Below are 19,491 nucleotides of genomic sequence, written 5' to 3'. Positions count from 1 at the left end.
CTTTAAAAGGTAAGATAAGGTGCCAGCCTCCCTATAATTTCCGGCGTTAAAATGGCGACCTTATTTAAGTCGGCAATATTACTATAATTTCCGTGTTGTTTTCTATATTCTATGACTGCATTTACTTGTTTATGACGGATATATGGATGATTTTTAAAATCCGCCAGCGCAGCAGTATTAATATTGATCTTTTTTAGCTTCCCAGGATCCACTATCACCTGATTTTTAATTTCCTCATATTTTAGGGAATCTATACCAAAAACTTCCTTCAACTGCTCTTTTTTATGAAATCCACCAACCCTTTCCCTATAGGCAACGATCCTTCTGGCAAACACCCTTCCGACCCCTCTGATCTCATCTAACTGTAGCGTATCAGCCCCGTTGAGCTCGATTATTTTTATGTCTTTAGGAATAACAATCTGCTCTTTGAATTTAACCTCTCCTTTCTGTGCTGGTTCAGGATCAATTCCCGAAATCACCACATAAGGTTCCAGAACCTTATATAATTGAGGACTCAGCGTATACATTTTCTTAAGATCTGCTTTCTTTCGGAATACCCCGCCCTTCGACCGGTAATTTAAAATTGCCTGTGCTTGTTTTTCCGACAAACCCAGTTTTTGCCAGTCATTGAGGTCAATGACATTCGGATCAAAATAAAATAATACTGATTTTCTTTTTTCAGAACCAGCAGATGGAGAAAAAATTCTCTTCTTCCCATCCTTCTCTTCTTTTGGCTGATTGGCCATCGCGAATTTCAACACAGCCAGCTGCTCTTCTGCTGAGGGAAGCTCCACAGGCACCAGGGCGCGGTAAATCATCGGAAAGAGAAAGGTCCCGGCAAGAAGGACCAGCAAAACCATAAGGCCATTAAATTCTTTTCTGGAAAACTCAAAGTAGTTATTTAGCCATTTTCTCATCACCTGTCTAATCTACTTACTGTTATTTAAAAATATAAATCTTATTTTTGAAATTGCTTTATTATTCACAAACAAAATTAAATGAAGATCATAACCACCAAAGAGTTTGCAAAGGCCACTAAAATAGATAAGTTAGGCGTGCCTGGCCTGGCCGCCTTACTTATGGAGATGATGAAACTGAATGACATCAACAAGGTTTTTTCCCAGAATGAACATTTTAACGGTTTAGAATTTGTTGATAAAATACTGGAAACTATTGGTGTAAGTATTGATTTTGATGAGGACGATCTAAAAAGTATTCCAAAGACAGGCGGATTTATCGCCATAGCCAACCACCCTTATGGTGGTATCGAAGGACTGGCACTGGTAAAACTACTATGTACAGTCAGACCGGAAGCTAAGGTGATGGTAAACTTTATCCTTAAGAAAATCCCGAACCTGAGCGAATTCTTCGTTGCGGTAAATCCATTCGAAAACGTACAGCATACCTCCAGCATCAGCGGGCTTAAAGCGACATTTGACCTTCTTCAAAGTGGTACCCCAATCGGAATATTCCCTGCAGGTGAGGTTTCAACCTTCAGCCTGGACAAACAGGAAATTACCGACCGGCTATGGCATCCGGTAGTAGGGAAATTAATTGCAAGAGCTAAAGTTCCGGTTGTTCCTATTTATTTCCATGGCAACAATGGAGTACTGTTTAATATACTTAGCTTCATTCACCCCACGTTAAGAACCGCAAAGCTTCCTTCAGAATTCCTGAACAAGCAAGGCCTTAAAATCAAAGTCAGAATAGGCAAGCCTATCCATATTGAGGACATCTCTTATAGAAACAATACCAACAAATTACTTGATTTCTTACGCGCCCGTACTTATGCTTTAGGAACCGGTCTTGATGAGGAGAAGAAATTATTCAATCCCATCAATCTCTTCAAAATCAAGAAAAAGCCAGAACCTGTTATCGAAGAAACAGAACGTTCACTGATCGTTGCAGAAATTGAAGATCTGGAAAGCTTCAGGGTATGGCAGGAAAAGAATTATGAAGTGTACATCACACCCACCTCCATTATTCCAAATATATTAAGAGAGATTGGCCGTTTGCGCGAAATCACATTCAGGGAAGTAGGTGAAGGAACGAATAAGAAAATTGACCTGGACAATTACGACATCTATTACCATCACCTGTTTATCTGGGATAAGGATCAGCAAAACATTGTTGGTGCCTACCGGATCGGTAAAGGAGATGAAATTCTAAATACCATGGGTAGAAGAGGATTTTACCTTTCTGAACTTTTCAAGATTAAAGAACCTTTTTATCCATTGCTGAGAAAAGGAATAGAACTGGGCAGGTCATGGATCCGCAAGGAATATCAGCTAAAACCCCTCCCTTTGTTTTTACTATGGAAAGGAATTTTAAAATACTTACTGGACAACCCTCAATACCGTTATATGTTTGGCCCGGTAAGTATCAGTAATAACTTCTCTAAGTTCTCCAAATCTCTGATAGTAGACTACATCACTAAGAACCATTTTGATTACGAACTGGCAGCTTATGTGAAGCCTAAGAACAAATTTAAAGCAGACCTGTCTGCCATAGATAAAAATCTTTTGATTGAGAGCAGCGAGTCTTTAAAAGACCTGGATAGTCTGATCTCCGATATTGAAAATTCGCACATCAAAATTCCGGTATTGCTAAGACAATACATGAACCTGAATGCGAAAATCATCTGTTTCAATATAGATCCTAAATTCTCTGATTGCCTCGATGGATTCCTGGTGGTGGATATGCAAAATATCCCTTCAGAAATGCTGGAGAAAATTGGTAAGAATTTCTAAAAAGCAAAGAGCCACGACATCTACAGTGGCTCTTTTCATATACATCCATTTTTGAGGTCTACACATCTCTTAATGAAGGGTTTCCATTAAATTATTTGCTATTTCATCCTTGTCAAACTCACCTTTGCTTTTCTTCATGACACTACATTAAAGTAGGAGGAAAGAAAGCAATCGAAAAAGCTTTAGAATTAATTTAACGTATAAAAGGCATTTGGAACAACCAACTGACTGTGCTGTGCTTAAGTAGATAGAATTACCTTAAAATCCTATTATACAAAAACCGAGGCTGCCCGCTTCGGTTTTTTTGTTTTAGTCTCTTTCGACCTTTTAGGAAACTTATAAAATAATAATTATTTAATATGTCACTAATACCGATATAGTAAATTAATAAAAATTAAAATATAAACCATGAAAACAAACACGACTTTAAAACATTTTTTCAATAAAATAGCCTTGGCTATTTTATTAGCGGTATTTATTATTCCGGGCTGTAAGAAAACGGAAAATAATACAATAGCCGATGAAACTTCAGCTATTGATCCCTCAGTTATTTCTAAAATAAAAGGGCTAGGATTTCAGACAGATGGCATCAGGGAGTTTGGAGAATACTATGTAGTTGAAGATGATATTATGATTTCGAAAAAATCTTTATCTCCGACAAAAAACACAGGAAAATTGATGAGTGCAGGTGGAAAAATAGCACAAGCCAATACTGATAATTTGATCAATAATACAAATAGCCATAATATTAATATATCAATAGATCAATCAATATGGGGTAATCACGTATGGTATAGTGGTGTACTACAAGCCATAACGGCATGGAACTCCACCCCAGGTAGTAATGTTAAGCTCAATTTAATTGTTAGCGATTATCAATATAATCCAGCACCAAGAATTGATATTATTATTAAAGGAGACCAAGGTATTCTTCCAACCAATACAGCTGCACGAGCTGAATTCCCAACCTCAGACGGAAAGCCAGGAAGCTTAATTTTGGTTAATTCTGATTTTAGAGATCCCAATACTAATTATTTTATAACACAAGGGCAAGGAGCTTGGAATGTGATACATGAAATCGGACATTGCTTAGGCTTACGACATACCAATTGGTACTTAAGAGGAGAACTTGCAGGAGCTGAGGGCGCAAATCAGATTCCCAATACGCCAGGTCATACAGTAGGTGATGCAAATTCCGTAATGAATGGAGGCACGGCTTTAAGCTATTATTCTTCTTATCCTTCATTACCTTCTAATTATGATGTAATAGCAATTAATACATTATATCCATTAAGTACAAATAGTTTAATTGTACCTTATATAGGTGGACAAAGTGTTATATACACCAATGGACAGAGTACTTATAATATGAGTTATGAATCAGCAGAGACTGGAATTTATTACAAATGGAAAGTAATCGGAATAAATGGCACTAATTATAACTATGAATATACAGATGATACCGATGCAATACTAAATGAAATAGGATTTGCATCATCTGGTACTTATCAATTACAGTGTACAATTTCCGGAGGTAAATACGCTTCACCGGTAACTGCGACAAAAAATATAACTGTTCAATAATCAATGTGCTAAACAGAATCAGTTGGTTATTTATTACCGGAACCGAATAGTACGATTCTCAATAAAAAAGCAAAGAGCCACGACATCCATCGTGGCTCTTTGTTATCAACTAAACCTAAACTTATAAATACTAACCAAATATTTATGATGCAAAAGTAAGGGCATCATGTTAACTCTTTATTAAATGCGGATTATGATAAGTATTCTTAACATTTCCCTAGAAACTATACCTTAAACCAAACTGCATCTGGTACCTCGATGCAAAGAAATCCTTAGAATAAGCACTTGTATTGTTCTGATCAAAAGTATAGGTTGGATAAGTATTTGCGCTTCCTCCTGCACCTGGTTTTAAACCTACACTAGCCATGGAATTGTAAGTGTTAGGAGAGAAATACTGAACACCCCAATTCTTGTTAAGCAAGTTCGTCAGGTTCACAATATCATACGTAAAAGTCAAGGTATGTTTGCGGTTTCCATTCTCTGCAACAATCAGATCCTGAGAGAAGCGAAAATCTGCCTGAACATTCCATGGTGTACGGGCTCCGTTCCGTTCCGTAAAATTACCTCTTCTTGTTTTCAGATACCGATCTCCATCAATGAAAGCATCAAATGCTGCTGCTTGTTGAAGTCCATCTGGAGTTTTTGCGAAAAACTCAGGGGTCTCCCCGGCTTTTGGAATATACACCAGACTCACATTTTGTCCCGTCCCGTTTATGGTCGTATTCAGGAATCCATAAGAATAAGGAGAACCGGATTGCGCACTAAAGAAGAGAGAAAAATTGGCGGTATATCGATTATTCTTATCCCAGGCGTGTTTGAAATTCACAGTAGACACAATCCTGTTTCTGATATCAAAATTAGAATATGCAAGGCCTGGAGCATTTGGATTTAAAGATTGATTCAACTGCCAGTTAGACTCCATAGAATTTCTGATTCCATTGGTGATGTCTTTAGACTGTCCATAAGTATAGGCAGCCATTACGTCCAAACCAAATGGAAAAGATTTGCTCACTTGTCCTGTCAGGCTGTAACGATACCCCTGACTGGTATTCGATAGCAGATAAGCATTACTATATTTGGAGTTGATCTTATTGTTTGTCGTTGGGTATATCGGTTGCTGCTTATTTGTGTCGTAAACATAATAAATAGGATTGTCAGTGAAATTTATCTGCTGGAATTTCAGATCATGAATCACCTTAGTAAAAATACCTTCCACTGTAAATTTCCATTGGTCTTCTGTCTTATAATCAAAGGCCAGACTTGTTCTCCAGGTTTTAGGCATTTTAAAATTGTTATCAATCAAATCAACTTGAGTGGCCCCATTCGCATCATTAACATTAACACCTTGTTTTGAAACATATCCAGCTTCTCCATTTCCGTTAAGCGCATCCTTAATGGGGTCACTACCCGCTGCCTGCGAAACAAGTGGTGGCTTGGTTGGATCATAATTGTACTTTTTATCAAAAGCCCCATAGGTTACCCCATTATTGTAATAAGCATACCCTAACCATGCAAAGGGAACCCTGCCTGTGAACAAACCACTTCCTCCCCTTAGCACCATACTCTGATCACCATTGATATCGTAGTTAAACCCAATTCTTGGGGACACCTGAACCTGGCCTAAGAAGCTATTCTTAATGTCTTTTGGAAGTGTGTAATTAAAAGTATTTCCATAATTTACATCAACCGGAGCATTTATCGTCTTATCACTTAAGGGCTGCTTATTAGGCAAGTCAGCCAGATCGAACCGCACACCATAAGTCAGTTTGAAACGATCGCTCAGCTGAAACTGATCTTCTCCATACAAACTATACATATTCATTTTAAATTCTGCCGGAGGGTTACTTAAAATGTTATCCCTTGTATTATCGGCATAATTATAATTCGTCCGGACGCGACTTGGGAGATTATTCAGAAAATCATTAACACTTCCATAAGCTACACGACCATTCCAGGCATTCACAAAGCCATAAGTAATGTTATAAAGCTCATTATGCGTCCCAAAAGTAAAAGTATGTTTTCCCTTGGTGAAGGTAAAGTTGTCTGTAAACTCAAAAGTCTTTTGTTTCATATTAAAGATACTTGCTTCCCGGTCCGTACCCAAAAAAATCGTTCCTCCGCGAGAGCTAATCTCTATTTGTGGTAAGGCGGGATTACTTACAGGATCTCTAAAATCATGAATGTTCGAATAACCAACTACCAAACTATTGGAAGCATTATTGGAAAGTCTGCTTTTTAGTTCAGCTACTGTGGAGCTCTGATTATTGGTTTGCTTAAAATCAACTCCACCAAACCTGAAGTTAGCCTGATCACGCTCCAGATTTGTTGCAGTAGACCTGATGGTATTGTTCCGGATCGTCAATTGATTATGATCATCTATGTTCCAATCCAAACGGTTAAAGAACTTGTTGGATTTAGCATAAATGTTGTAATTTCCAGATGAGCCGGGATCAATGCCATATTTATTGATCATGTTATTGGTAATTGCAGTCGCCTCATCCGAAGTAATGATTTTCATGTCCTTCGAACCTGCACCTAAAATCACAGGATCCTGACGGCGTGTCAGCTCTTCATTTGTGAAGAAGAACAATTTATTCTTGATAATCGGAAATCCTAGCCTTATACCTGTTTGATAATCATGGAAAGCAGAAGGTTCTTTAGAATTGTCGCCGATCTTGTTTGGTCCGATCAGTGAAGCATTACGTCCATATCCATATATTGAGCCTGTAACGTCATTGGTTCCTGAACGTGTAACCGCATTGACACTTCCACCCGTAAAGTTACCAATCTTCACATCATAGGGTGCCAGTAAGACCTGTACATCCTGAATCGCATCCAAAGAAACAGGATTAGTTCTGGTGCTACTCCCCGGCATCCCTGAGCTTCCGCTTTGACCACCAAGAGAAGGACTAAATCCGATTGCATCGTTATTGATTGCTCCATCTATCGTCACATTGTTATACCTGAAATTCGTCCCTACAAAGGAATTGTCTTTACTTCCTTGTGGAGTTAAACGTGTCAGGTCGGTCAGACTTCTGCTTACCGTAGGGAGCGTTTTAATCTGCTCCTCACCGATCTTTGTGCCCGATCCTGTTTTTTGTCCTCCGCGGGTACCAGACACCACCACTTCACTTAACAACTGGCCTTCGTCGGCCAATACAAAATCCTGTCGCTGATCTACTCCAAGATTCAGGTTAATTTGATTCCTTTCCTGTTTACTGTACCCAATATAAGTGATGGTCATTTTGTAAGGACCTCCCGGGTTTAAGTTGTTCACCCGATAAGCTCCATCACTGGAAGTAACTACACCATATTTGGTACCTGTAGGCTGATGTACAATAAGTACACTGGCGCCAGGAATACCATCCCCTTTGGTATCCCGAACTTTCCCGCTAATACTTGAGGTGGTTACCTGCGCAATAGACTTTGCCCCGACAAGAAGAAGCAATACCATAAGTATGCATGAGAAATAATTGTTTAGCTGTTTTTTCATTTTTCCCCTATAATTTTTATTCAAAACTATAGCAGCAAAATGAAGTTAATATTAAATTAACATGAATACAGCTCCGAATTAATATGGAATTAAAACTTGATTAAAATGGGATTAAAATATGGCCTGAAGTATTCATTTTAAAGGGGTCAAAAACCACAAAACTCTGAACAACAGCACAAACAAACACATCAAAACATAAATTTAATATTACCATTATGTTAACAATCAAAAGAGTATGGATGTAATCAATTTCCCTCCTTCTTTCAACAGACCACAACTACCTGTAGAATAGACAAATGAAATCAAATCATTCCGCCATATGGAAGATCTCAAAGAATACTTTAATGTGATAATACCTATATTAATAATATGTATATTTAATATTATCAAATCATTAACAAATTAAGGTGAGATCGCTGATTAAAAATTCTGTTCTGTTGTTGCTGGTCTTTGCAATCCATACTGGATTTGCTCAGGATAGACGTATCAATATCAGTTTTGAATTTTATAATGATACTTTTAATCTTGAACTGGATTCTTCTTTTGTGGTATCTCCTCAGTCTTCAGTATCTCAGCAATACATCCTTGATTCCTATAAAAAAGCCAATACAGGTAATTATCGCTTAATAGCTGATACACTCCTTCGCTACAAGGAAAAACACAAGCTCAATGATTGGTTATATTATCAACTGATTAGAAAAACTGCTCAGCAAATCAGCCCTAAGAAAGATGATTATATCAGATATACCTTTTACAAATGGTTTCTATTGGTAAAATCAGGATATGATGCCAGACTCACTACTGTTGACAACAGAATTATCATGTATATTTTTAATGATGAGAACATTTCCGAGGTTCCATACATTATAATTGACAAGAAAAAATTCATGTGCCTGAATTATCACGACTATGCCCAAACCAATTTCAGCAGTCTTCCTGATAATGAAATGGTAAGTATAGCAGAGGCTAAAAATCCCTTTTCTTACAAAGTCAACAGAATGCCTGATTTCAAGCCTGAGAATTACTCAGAGAAGAAGATCTTATTCAGCTATCGTCACAAATCCTACCATTTTAACATCAAACTAAATCCTGAAGTAGAAAATATTTTCACCAACTACCCGGGTGTAGATTTCGAATATTACTTTAACATTCCACTCAGTAAGGAAACTTATGGCTCTATTATCCCAACACTAAGGAAGAACCTGGAAGGAATGTCCCAAAAAAAAGGAGTAGATTATTTAATGCGGTTTACACGATATGCATTCTTGTATGAGAATGATGATGTGAATTTTGGAAAAGAAAAACGCCTGTCCCCTGAAGAGACGCTGTTTTCAGCTTACAGTGACTGTGATGACCGGGCGGCATTATTTTTCTATCTGGTTAAGGAGATTTATGATTTGCCCATGATTACCCTATTATATCCGACCCATGTAACGATGGCTGTTCAGTTTGAAAAATCAGTAGGCACAACCATCTCCTATAACGGCAAAGAATACACCATTTGTGAGCCAACTCCACAACTCCAGGATTTGCGGATTGGTCAGTTAAACCCCAAGTTAAAGAACGTCCCCTATCAGATTGTTTACGCTTACCAGCCAAACCCACATAAATAACAAAGAGGGCCTCGTTAAAACAAGGCCCTCTTTGTATTTTTAAATATTGTTAATATTATCTTTTGTCTGTTCTAACCCATGCACCAGTTGTCCAGTCACTACCTGTTTGCACAGCACCTTTGTAGTTGGCTGCAGTAAAGAAAGGATCTAAGGTTGCAGCGTCAACAGCACCAGTCGCTGTTGTTCCTACAAATACACCAGTAATATAGGCTGGTTTAGTACTTGCATCAACAAAAGTGTTTGAATATGGAGCGCTGATAAATAAATTCACACCAGTGAATGGAGGACGAACTCCACCTGCAGGTGTAGTTGGTTTAAATACCCAGGTTTTAAGGTTTGAAATGTCCGAGTTTTTGATCGCAAGTGAACCATCAGCCATATTTGCAAGTGTTCCATCGTGCTCAAGATCTACTCCATTATTGAAGTTATAAACCACAAAATTGTGCAATTTGCCTTTAGTACCTTCACGAAGTTTAAGCCCTAAAGTCTTACCTGTTTCTGTAGCATTATTTGGATCATCACCAGTTTTCGCTGTCAATGAACCTACCAGCGTTACGTTTGAGATTGTTGGATTTGAGAAAGGATTTGCTGCATTGTTCTTGTTGCTGTTATCAGCCTCAATTCCTCTGTCTGCAACACCGTCTCCCTGAACACCAACTAAAAACTGAGCTTTACCAGTCCAACCGAAAGTCCAGTCAAAAGTATCATCCTGTGCACCATAAGCGAAAAGATATTTTACGTTTACTGTACCACCAAACCATTCAAAAGCATCATCACCGCCTTTATAAACACTCAGGTATTCTACTTTCGTACCATTACCAACTCCTTCAAAAGTAAAGCCGTTATGCTCTTTATCAGCAGTCTGTTTTTTACCAGTATATTCTACGCGGATATATTTTAGAACACCAGAGTTATCTGATGCGTTTGTACCTCCATAAGTAACACCAGCACCCATTTCAGATGCAATGCGTCCACCTTCACCATTTACCGGAGCATTTCCGCAAATAATGATGCCTCCCCAATCTTGTTCTTTAGGTGCAGTTGCTCCTGAAGTGAATACAATTGGGCTCGCTGCAGTACCCTCTGCCATAATTTTTGATCCTGGCTCTACTAGCAAATACGCAGTACTTGGCTCATTTTGATCAGATTTAACAGTTACACCCTCTTGAATGGTTAGGGTTTTTCCGTTTTTCACGTGAACACCACCTTTTAAAACATATGAATTACCTTTAACCAGGGTAACATCATTAATAAGACTTCCTGTTATTACAGTACCATTGGCTAAAGCTCCAATTAAATCGCCATTGCCACCACCATCACCTGTTTTAGAATCTTTCTTACATGCCGCAAACAATGACATACTTGCAAGTGCTGCTAAAGTGAAGATCTTTGAAATGTTTAAATTATTCATAGTTTAGTTTTTTTATCTATTTTTATTGATACAAAAGAACACTTATGTTATTAAGTTGAGATTACCATAACGTAACCAATAAGTCAACTTAGTATTAAAAAACTGTTAAGAGTTAAAAGCTATAATTAAGGTTTAGTCCTACATTAATCCCTTTTCTATATTCATTGTAAATCAGGTTATTGTTACTATACTCTTGCTGAAACTTCACTTTAGGGTTCAGGATATTTCCGATATTCAGATCCAGACCTATTCTGTTGTTGATTTTGGTGTTTACGATAAAATCCAATGTATTAACCGGCATCTCATAGATATCACCTGCCTGTTGAGCTCCCGCAACGAACAACCTTTTTCCGAACACATTATAGGTTACAGTAAACATGGTATTCGTACTTTCCGACCAGTTATGTTTATAAGAATAATCAAGATTGATCAGGTAAGGAGAAGCACCAAACAAAGGTCTTGACCTGTTTGTCGGCGCGATTGGTTTTTTAGAATTTTTGATGGTCTCATCACTGATTTCGATTTTACTGTGAATATAAGAACCATTGATCCCCAGTGTCATGTTTTTAAGCAACTTCGAAGAAGAAGAAAACATAGAAGCGATGTTTCTGTTATATTCCAGTTCAATACCCGCTACCAATGCATTATCTGTATTGATATAAGTAAACAACGGATCGGCCGAATTCACCTGACTCAACTCGATCGGTTTATCGATGTATTTTCCAAAAACACTCACTGAAAACAGTTCATTTGCTGATGGATAAATCTCATATTTTAAATCCGCATTATAATTCGAGCTATTTACAAGGTCTGGATTTCCTTCACCTTCTGCAATTCCAAATCCAACGTTATACCTGAACGGCGCAGCTTCAACAAACTGAGGACGCGACATTGTTTTGCTTGCAGCAAATAATACATTTGATTTCTCTGTGATCAGATACTTCAAGGTCACTGCAGGTAAGATGTCAATGTTATCTAGTTTCTTTTTTTGAAATGGAGCATCATAAGCTTGTGAGCTTTCTTTGAAATAGGTATTCTGAACAGAGTATTCCGCTCTTACGCCGGCAATCAATTTTAATTTTTTATTCCATTCGAAGTTAAAGTTAAAAAAGGAGGCTGCGATGTTCAGGTCAGCTTTATAGTCATTCGGCGCATAATAAGATTCCTGATATCTGAATGAGTTTGCATCCTCACCACTACCTAATCTCCCATCATTCAAATACTGATCTACTTCAGATAAACCCAAAACAGGACTTAATCCGATTTTCGTATCGATCTGTCTTGCGCCAAATACTCTTTTTTTATGTCTGCCCTGGATACCTACCTGCAGGTTTCTGAAAACAGAATTCTCGCTTTTTGAAGCAAAATCAACAGATACGTTTCCAGAAAAATCATTTTCGTCCAAATCAGCAAAGAAACGGTGGTTATCACTCGTATTAAACTTTAAGAAAGAATAAGTACCGTTTTTATTATCAATAAAACTGTTCTGAACCCTATCCGGAGTGCTTCCGGTAATGTTCGAATAGCCTAATGCAAATTTCAACTTCGTACTTTCACCCAACTGATTTGTACCAGCAAGCTGAGTAGTTAACAACGAATTCTGTACATAAGAGTTTCTTCTGGCATAAATGTCACCACTTAAATCAGATTTAAATCCTTGCTGATCAAAAATATCATTACTTGAATCATTAACATACAAAGCAGTCAATGAATAAGAACTCTTCGCCCCTGCTTTATAAAAAAGGTTTACCAAACCTGAAGTATTGGTACCAAAGCTATAACGGTTCGTATTGTATAAATAGTCAGGAGCTTGTTGTGCATTAAATATCGCACTGATTCCATCAGAATACCTGTAATCATTTTTATAAGTCAAATTGGCTAAAAAACCGAATTGTCTGTCGTCCCCTAAATTATAGGAATTACCACCACCTACAGAGAACCCTGTACTTACAGGTGCAGATTTCTTTTCCGGCGACCATGCGGTGCTAAAGTCAGAAGGTTTTCCATTCTGATTGGCAGAGTTATATACTTTAGTATTGGCTACTCCTTCCGGCATAGCGCGATCTGATCTGTCAAACCCAACGAAATTAAGAAAACTACGTTTTGTTGAATAGAAGTCCTTGCCTGTAGTGATCGAATTATATCCGCTTGAAAGACCAACTTTAAGAAATGCTTTTTCCGGGTAATCCTTAGTGATGATATCTATATTACCACCAGAAAAATCTCCGTATAATTCAGGTGAATAAGATTTGGTTACACCTATATTTTTAACAACTGAAGTCGGAAATATATCTAAAGGAATAAGTTTTAAATCCGGATTGGTAGATGGAATTGGTAAACCGTTTAACATCGTGTTGTTGTAACGATCCCCAAGGCCTCTGACAAAAACATTTTTATTTCCTACAATAGAGACACCAGCAATTTTAGTAACTCCTTCTGCAACGTTAGAGAGTCCTTTACGGATCAATTCCTGAGCACCAATCTTCTGAAGAACAACACTGGAATTTTTCCTCTCCATATTTAATGAAGTTTCAGATTCCCTGTTCACTTTTGCGGTGATGGAAACATTATCAAGTGCTTTCCCAGCTTCTTCACTAAGATCTACGTTCAATAAAGTAGCATTTCCTTCGCTAACCTTAACGTCATTCATTTCCTTAGTAACATACCCCATATAAGAGAACTGGATGCTGTAATTTCCAGCAGTCATTCCTCCGATACTGTATTCACCTTTTACATTGGTAGCTACCCCTATAGTAGATCCTTTAATCTTCACCGTAACACCAATCAGTGTTTCACCAGTCTTCTTATCAGATACTTTACCAGAAATTTTGCCGGTTTGAGCAAACACTGTTACGCCAATAATTACGAATAAAACGGTAATTAGTGCCTTTTTGAGATTTAGTTGTGATTTCAATTTTTCCCTGTTTTTTATTTCAGGCAAAGCTATTACCACAATGTTAGCCCTATGTTACTCGGGCATTACCATTCCTTTATCACAATGTTAACCTAATATTAAATGGGGTTTGGCTCAATATTTTAAGCCCACTTTCAGGCATATGAAGTGCAATAACCAAATAGGGCCGATTAACAAAAACTTAACATCTTCTAAAAATGAAGGTTTCTTTCCTTCGATTTTATGACCGATAAATTGTCCGGTCCAGGCCAGCACAAAAATCACCAAACACACCATCCATAATGCCGGTCCGCCAGCGAGTTCCCATTTCTCCAGCTGGACAATCCCCATAGACATGGCGAAGATCAGCAACAGCATCAGGTAAGACATTACCGGGGAAAGCTTGTAATAGTAATAAACAGAGAATGCGATTAAAAATGAAGCCCAGTTCAGGTAACCATTGTACCGTCCTAAAAACTCCAGATGAGGAAAGGGAATAGCCCAGGTTAATCCCAGGAGACTAAAAACAATCAGTGGCACACATATCCAATGGATCAGTTCATTGGAATGATTCTGATGGCTCTCTGCATACCGGTCAAAAAGAACATCTACCTTGCTTTTCTCTACTGTTTTCATCTTCATATCTCTTTTAATTTTCCTGATCCGGGAGGAACAGGATTTCGGGTAAAAATAAAGAAAGCGATGAAGATTCCATCGCTTTCAGTTTAAATATTCACAGACCTGGAAAACCAGGTTCAATTCTCATTCTATTTTGCAAAAGAAACAGATCTGGTTTCCCTGATTACTGTTACTTTAATCTGACCTGGATAGGTCATTTCTGTCTGGATACGGTTCGAGATATCAGCTGCAAGTAATTCAGCCTGCTGATCGGTTACCCTTTCACTTTCTACCACTACCCTTAACTCTCTACCTGCCTGGATCGCGAAGGTCTTCTCTACCCCAGGGTAAGAAAGCGCCAGCTCTTCCAGTTCTTTCAATCGTTTGATATAACTTTCCACTACCTCACGACGTGCACCAGGGCGCGCGCCAGAGATGGCATCACAAGCCTGAACAATTGGTGAAATCATGGAAGTCATCTCAATCTCGTCATGGTGAGCTCCAATGGCATTACAAATTTCAGGATGCTCCTTATATTTCTCTGCCAGTTGCATTCCTAAGATGGCGTGAGGCAATTCCGGGTTATCATCAGGTACTTTACCTATATCGTGTAATAATCCTGCACGTTTCGCCATTTTAGCATTCAGACCAAGCTCAGCCGCCATCGTTGCACAGAAGTTCGCTACCTCACGTGAGTGATGTAATAAGTTCTGTCCATAAGACGAACGGTAACGCATACGTCCAACCATTCTGATCAGTTCAGGGTGTAAACCATGAATTCCAAGGTCAATTACTGTACGTTCTCCGATTTCTACGATCTCATCTTCGATTTGCTTTTTCGTCTTAGCCACCACCTCTTCGATACGTGCAGGGTGAATCCTGCCATCCGTTACCAAACGGTGTAATGCCAGACGGGCAATCTCTCTTCTTACCGGGTCGAAACCTGATAGGATGATCGCTTCCGGGGTATCATCTACAATGATCTCAATTCCGGTAGCAGCTTCTAAAGCACGGATATTACGTCCTTCCCTACCAATTACACGGCCTTTGATCTCATCACTTTCGATATGGAAGATAGAAACTGTGTTTTCAATAGCTGCTTCCACAGCAGTACGCTGGATCGTCTGAATTACGACTTTTTTAGCTTCTTTAGTTGCAGTCAGCTTCGCCTCATCTACAATGTCCTTTACCTGGATCATCGCCTGTGTACGCGCTTCCTGTTTCATGTTTTCTACCAGCTGATTCTTTGCCTCTTCCGCACTTAATCCTGCAATGGTTTCCAACTGTTTCACATGTTGATTTTTCAACAGGTCTACTTCCTCCTGTTTCTTGATCGCAACATCTGTTTGTTTTTCCAGGTTCTTTTTGTGGTTATCAAGTTCCTGTTCCTTGCGGTTCATGTTTTCCAAACGCTGATTTACAGATTGTTCTTTCTGTTTCATTGCGTTTTCACGTTGGTTGATCTGGTTGTTTTTTGTATTTACTTCCTGCTCATGCTCAGATTTCATTTGTAAAAACTTCTCTTTGGCTTCCAGCAATCTGTCTTTCTTTAAAATATCAGCTTTGCTTTCCGCATCTTTGAGCATCTTTTTTACCTTGGTCTGCGCTGCAATCTCCTGCTTTTTAAGCAGCCCTCGCAGCAGGTATCTGCCTACTAAAACACCAACCACCAGGCCGGCAAGTACATATCCAATTATTCCTACTATTTCCATTTTTAGTTCATCTGTATTTATATATTTCCTTTGTCCCTCAGATGCAGTTTAAATGACCTCTTTCATTTCCCCCTCAGGATATCTTTAAATCATATTTATAAAAAAACCGCAACTACCTTTAATAAGTCTCAACTATTCAAAACCTCAACGAGTTATAATTAGAATTTAAGTCATTTTCAGGTACATAAATGTAGATGAAATACACCCTCTTAATTCTATAAATATTGAAGTGTTAAGTTTTAAAATTTGTGAAACCCAAAAATTTAGCTGCGGCTATATCATTGTGCTAATCTTAACTTATATAAAGAACGCTCCTATTTGGAGAAAAAATCGTTTAATAAAGTATCTAATTCCTCTACCTTTTCGGCTACAGCAGTATCCTGATCCTGGACTTTATTTTCTACACGTAGCACTGCCGTTGCATAATGCAGTACCGCCATAGAAAGCAAATCCTGTTTATCTCTGACCGCATAGTTTTCCTGATAGTCCTTTATGCGCTCATTAATAATCTTTGCTGCCCGCCTCACAATTTCTTCCTCTTCTGTATTTACCTTTAAGGGATAGATACGGTCGGAAATAGTTATTTTTATCGAGATTTCTCCCATTTCTTAGCTTTGTTTCACTTTTTCTGTTTTCCTTACTTCTTCAGTAAGACCACACACTTATCTATTTCACGCACAAAATCGTTAATTTTTTGCTTTATATCAAGTGTCTTTTCACTTGTACCTTCAATACTCTTCGCTAATTTCAACACCCTGAGCTTTTCGTCCAGGTCTGCATTCTTATTTTTAGAGTGATCCAGCGCAACTTTTATAGATTGATTTTCCTGCTTCAATAAATCGTTTTCTTCCTGTAAGGCATTACAGAGCTCTATTATGCGAGCTGTTTTCTGCAATACGGAGTTTAATTGATCGGCAACCGAAGACATGTTTTATTAAAGTTTGTTTACTAATCTAAATATTTTTAAACGCAATAAATTATTTTCTTATTTCCGCTTTTGCTGTTTGCGCTAAGTTAGAAATAATCTTTTGCATCACCGCATCAATTTGCTTATCGGTTAAGGTCTGCTCTTCATCTTGCAAAGTGAAGTTCAATGCATATGATTTCTTCCCTTCAGGAAGCTTTTCTCCAACGTACACATCAAACACTTGTACGCTCTTAATCAGCTTCTTCTCTGTTTTAAAGGCAATCGTTTTCAGCTGATCAAAGGTTACATCGGTATCTACCAGCATCGACAAATCTCTTCTTACTGCAGGATATTTCGACACTTCCTTATTCACAATTTTATTCTTTTTAACAATGTCCAGCAATAATGCCCAGTCGAAATCTGCGTAAAATACCTCTTTATCCAGGTCCGCCTGTTTTCTGTCTGCAGTGGTTACCGCACCAAAAGTGACAATCGCTTTATCCCCTCTGAAATACTTCAGGCCATAAGCGAAATTCTCATCGCTGACATCTTCAGACTGGTAATTGCTGATTCCCAAACGGCCGATCACTGCATCTACAGCCGCTTTTAAATTATAGAAGCTCACCGGAGCTGTTTTATGGTTCCATTGCTCTGACTGGTTCGATCCGGAGATCACGATCAACAGACGCGGACGCTCTACATATTTTTCATTGATCAAATGGTAAGTTTTACCGAATTCATAAAACTTAATGTCTGCTGTTTTCCTGTTTTGGTTGTAAGCAACACTCTCTAAAGCCGGCATCAGCAAGCTCTGACGCATCACATTCAAATCAGAACTCAAAGGGTTCAGGATCTGTACGGCCTCTTCAGGGTTCTTCGAGTAAGCACCTTTGGTTAAAGAGTTACACCAGATCTCCAAAAACCCATTGGCAGTCAGCATATCTGCAATTACATGCTGGGTTTGCTCTACATTTGGTTTCGAAGTATTCGATAACGAAGCATTGATCTTGCTTGGAATCTCAATCTTGTTGTAGCCATAAATCCTCAACACTTCTTCGGTGACGTCACACTCACGCGTCACATCCACTTTATAGCTTGGTACTTTCAGCGACAAGCCTTCAGCATTTTCAGCAACCACTTCAATACTTAAAGCAGTAATGATTGCTTTAATTTCTTCATGAGGAATGTTTGCACCAATCAGTTTATTGATGTTATTATAGTTTACTGCTACATCAAAAGGCGCAACAGGAGCCGGGTAAATATCAGATACTGCAGAAGAGATTTCTCCACCTGCCAGTTCCTGAATCAATAAGGCTGCACGTTTCAATGCAAAGACCGTCATTTCCGGATCTGTACCACGCTCATACCTAAAAGAGGCGTCAGTCTTCAGCCCGTGTCTTTTAGCGGTCTTACGCACCGTTTTAGCGTCAAAATAAGCACTTTCTAAAAAGATCTTTGTGGTCATTTCACTTACACCAGAATTCTTACCTCCAAATACACCGGCAATACACATCGGTGCTTCGGCATTACAAATCATCAGGTCTTCTGAAGACAATTTACGTTCTACACCATCAAGCGTCACAAAAGGGGTTCCTTCCGCACATTTCTTAACGATGATCCGACCGCCTTTAAGGCTATCTGCATCAAAAGCATGAAGCGGCTGCCCTAACTCATGCAATACATAATTGGTAATGTCAACAATATTATTGATCGGACGAATGCCGATTATTTTTAATTTTTCCTGCAACCAGTCCGGAGAGGTTTTAACCGTTACACCAGTAATGGAAACACTGCTGTACCTTGGACATGCTTCCGTATCTTCTACACTTACCGGAATCGTCAGCTGCTCATTTGCAGTTTTAAAACCAGTTACATCAGGCATCGTTAGTGGTGTACGTAAATAAGCAGCCAAATCTCTGGCCACACCTAAATGCGAAGCAGCATCAGCCCGGTTAGGGGTCAATCCGATTTCATACAAATAATCATCTTCCAGCTTGAAGTAAGATTTAGCACTCAGTCCGATTTGAGTATCTTCCGGAAGCACCATAATCCCGTCATGGGAAACACCCAGTCCGATTTCATCTTCAGCACAGATCATTCCTTCAGAAACTTCGCCTCTGATTTTTGATTTATTGATTTTAAATGGCTCACCTTCGTTCGGAAACACTGTAGTACCTACAGTAGCAACCACCACTTTCTGACCCGCAGCCACATTTGGCGCACCGCAAACCACCTGTAAATTCTCTCCTGTACCTACATCTACTGTCGTTACACGTAAACGGTCGGCATTAGGATGTTGTACACAGCTCAATACATGACCGATCACCAATCCTTCTAAACCACCTGCAACAGCTTGTACCGTTTCCAGACTTTCTACTTCCAGACCAATATCGGTCAGGATCAAAGAAAGTTCAGCAGGAGTTTTATCGGTTTTCAGGAATTGTGTCAGCCACTTGTATGATATCTTCATGTTATATATTCAGTATAAAATGCAAAGATATAAAATAATG

At 38.6% G+C, this 19,491-nt stretch carries 12 protein-coding genes; 3 read left to right on the top strand and 9 right to left on the bottom strand.

From position 1 onward, the window contains the following. Positions 1 to 2 precede the first annotated feature (2 nt). Complete coding sequence (locus BUC20_RS18345; protein WP_073232488.1) at positions 3 to 917, bottom strand: ComEA family DNA-binding protein; 915 nt, start codon at positions 915 to 917, stop codon at positions 3 to 5. 81 nt (positions 918 to 998) lie between these two features. On the opposite strand from BUC20_RS18345, the gene BUC20_RS18340 reads away from it, so the two are divergent. Together BUC20_RS18340 and BUC20_RS18335 are read left to right on the top strand one after the other, a co-directional pair. Further along, positions 999 to 2,750: a lysophospholipid acyltransferase family protein gene (locus BUC20_RS18340; protein ID WP_073232487.1), complete on the top strand. Its 1,752-nt coding sequence runs from the start codon at positions 999 to 1,001 to the stop codon at positions 2,748 to 2,750. 408 nt (positions 2,751 to 3,158) lie between these two features. After that, the gene (locus BUC20_RS18335) at positions 3,159 to 4,334 is read left to right on the top strand and encodes a M57 family metalloprotease (protein ID WP_073232486.1); all 1,176 of its coding nucleotides are present in this window, start codon (positions 3,159 to 3,161) and stop codon (positions 4,332 to 4,334) included. A 217-nt stretch (positions 4,335 to 4,551) separates the two neighbouring features. Here the strand turns inward: BUC20_RS18335 and BUC20_RS18330 are convergent, their stop codons facing one another. Continuing rightward, the gene (locus tag BUC20_RS18330; protein WP_073232485.1) at positions 4,552 to 7,827 is read right to left on the bottom strand and encodes a TonB-dependent receptor; all 3,276 of its coding nucleotides are present in this window, start codon (positions 7,825 to 7,827) and stop codon (positions 4,552 to 4,554) included. Between the two features lie 407 nt (positions 7,828 to 8,234). On the opposite strand from BUC20_RS18330, the gene BUC20_RS18325 reads away from it, so the two are divergent. After that, a complete protein-coding gene (locus BUC20_RS18325) occupies positions 8,235 to 9,440 on the top strand; it encodes a hypothetical protein (RefSeq protein WP_234994546.1) in 1,206 nt (401 codons plus the stop codon). Between the two features lie 55 nt (positions 9,441 to 9,495). On the opposite strand, the gene BUC20_RS18320 is transcribed toward BUC20_RS18325, so the two are convergent. The 7 genes from BUC20_RS18320 to pheT all read right to left on the bottom strand — a co-directional run bounded on the left by BUC20_RS18320 (position 9,496) and on the right by pheT (position 19,451). After that, entirely contained in the window at positions 9,496 to 10,851 is a 1,356-nt protein-coding gene (locus BUC20_RS18320) for a hypothetical protein (protein ID WP_073232484.1), read from the bottom strand. A 112-nt stretch (positions 10,852 to 10,963) separates the two neighbouring features. Next, positions 10,964 to 13,765, bottom strand: a complete 2,802-nt coding sequence (locus tag BUC20_RS18315; protein ID WP_143166841.1) for a TonB-dependent receptor — start codon at positions 13,763 to 13,765, stop codon at positions 10,964 to 10,966. Between the two features lie 114 nt (positions 13,766 to 13,879). Further along, entirely contained in the window at positions 13,880 to 14,380 is a 501-nt protein-coding gene (locus BUC20_RS18310) for an Mpo1 family 2-hydroxy fatty acid dioxygenase (protein ID WP_073232738.1), read from the bottom strand. A 131-nt stretch (positions 14,381 to 14,511) separates the two neighbouring features. Then, entirely contained in the window at positions 14,512 to 16,074 is a 1,563-nt protein-coding gene (gene rny, locus BUC20_RS18305) for a ribonuclease Y (protein WP_073232482.1), read from the bottom strand. 314 nt (positions 16,075 to 16,388) lie between these two features. Beyond that, on the bottom strand, positions 16,389 to 16,679 hold the full coding sequence (locus BUC20_RS18300; protein WP_073232481.1) for a cell division protein ZapA: 291 nt from the start codon (positions 16,677 to 16,679) through the stop codon (positions 16,389 to 16,391). Between the two features lie 32 nt (positions 16,680 to 16,711). Next, a complete protein-coding gene (locus BUC20_RS18295; protein WP_069379789.1) occupies positions 16,712 to 17,002 on the bottom strand; it encodes a hypothetical protein in 291 nt (96 codons plus the stop codon). 49 nt (positions 17,003 to 17,051) lie between these two features. Next, a complete protein-coding gene (pheT, locus tag BUC20_RS18290) occupies positions 17,052 to 19,451 on the bottom strand; it encodes a phenylalanine--tRNA ligase subunit beta (RefSeq protein WP_073232480.1) in 2,400 nt (799 codons plus the stop codon). Positions 19,452 to 19,491: the final 40 nt, after the last annotated feature.

This window comes from Pedobacter caeni, assembly GCF_900129215.1.
GTDB lineage: Bacteria > Bacteroidota > Bacteroidia > Sphingobacteriales > Sphingobacteriaceae > Pedobacter > Pedobacter caeni.
The sequence above is the reverse complement of the archived record's forward strand: the minus strand, read 5'-3'. Positions and strand labels throughout refer to the sequence as shown.

Bases quoted from the DNA above. Each gene is read 5' to 3' on its own strand.
- BUC20_RS18345 (WP_073232488.1), bottom strand. From the start codon at position 917: ATGAGAAAATGGCTAAATAACTACTTTGAGTTTTCCAGAAAAGAATTT.
- BUC20_RS18340 (WP_073232487.1), top strand. From the start codon at position 999: ATGAAGATCATAACCACCAAAGAGTTTGCAAAGGCCACTAAAATAGAT.
- BUC20_RS18335 (WP_073232486.1), top strand. From the start codon at position 3,159: ATGAAAACAAACACGACTTTAAAACATTTTTTCAATAAAATAGCCTTG.
- BUC20_RS18330 (WP_073232485.1), bottom strand. From the start codon at position 7,827: ATGAAAAAACAGCTAAACAATTATTTCTCATGCATACTTATGGTATTG.
- BUC20_RS18320 (WP_073232484.1), bottom strand. From the start codon at position 10,851: ATGAATAATTTAAACATTTCAAAGATCTTCACTTTAGCAGCACTTGCA.
- BUC20_RS18310 (WP_073232738.1), bottom strand. From the start codon at position 14,380: ATGAAAACAGTAGAGAAAAGCAAGGTAGATGTTCTTTTTGACCGGTAT.
- rny (WP_073232482.1), bottom strand. From the start codon at position 16,074: ATGGAAATAGTAGGAATAATTGGATATGTACTTGCCGGCCTGGTGGTT.
- BUC20_RS18300 (WP_073232481.1), bottom strand. From the start codon at position 16,679: ATGGGAGAAATCTCGATAAAAATAACTATTTCCGACCGTATCTATCCC.
- BUC20_RS18295 (WP_069379789.1), bottom strand. From the start codon at position 17,002: ATGTCTTCGGTTGCCGATCAATTAAACTCCGTATTGCAGAAAACAGCT.
- pheT (WP_073232480.1), bottom strand. From the start codon at position 19,451: ATGAAGATATCATACAAGTGGCTGACACAATTCCTGAAAACCGATAAA.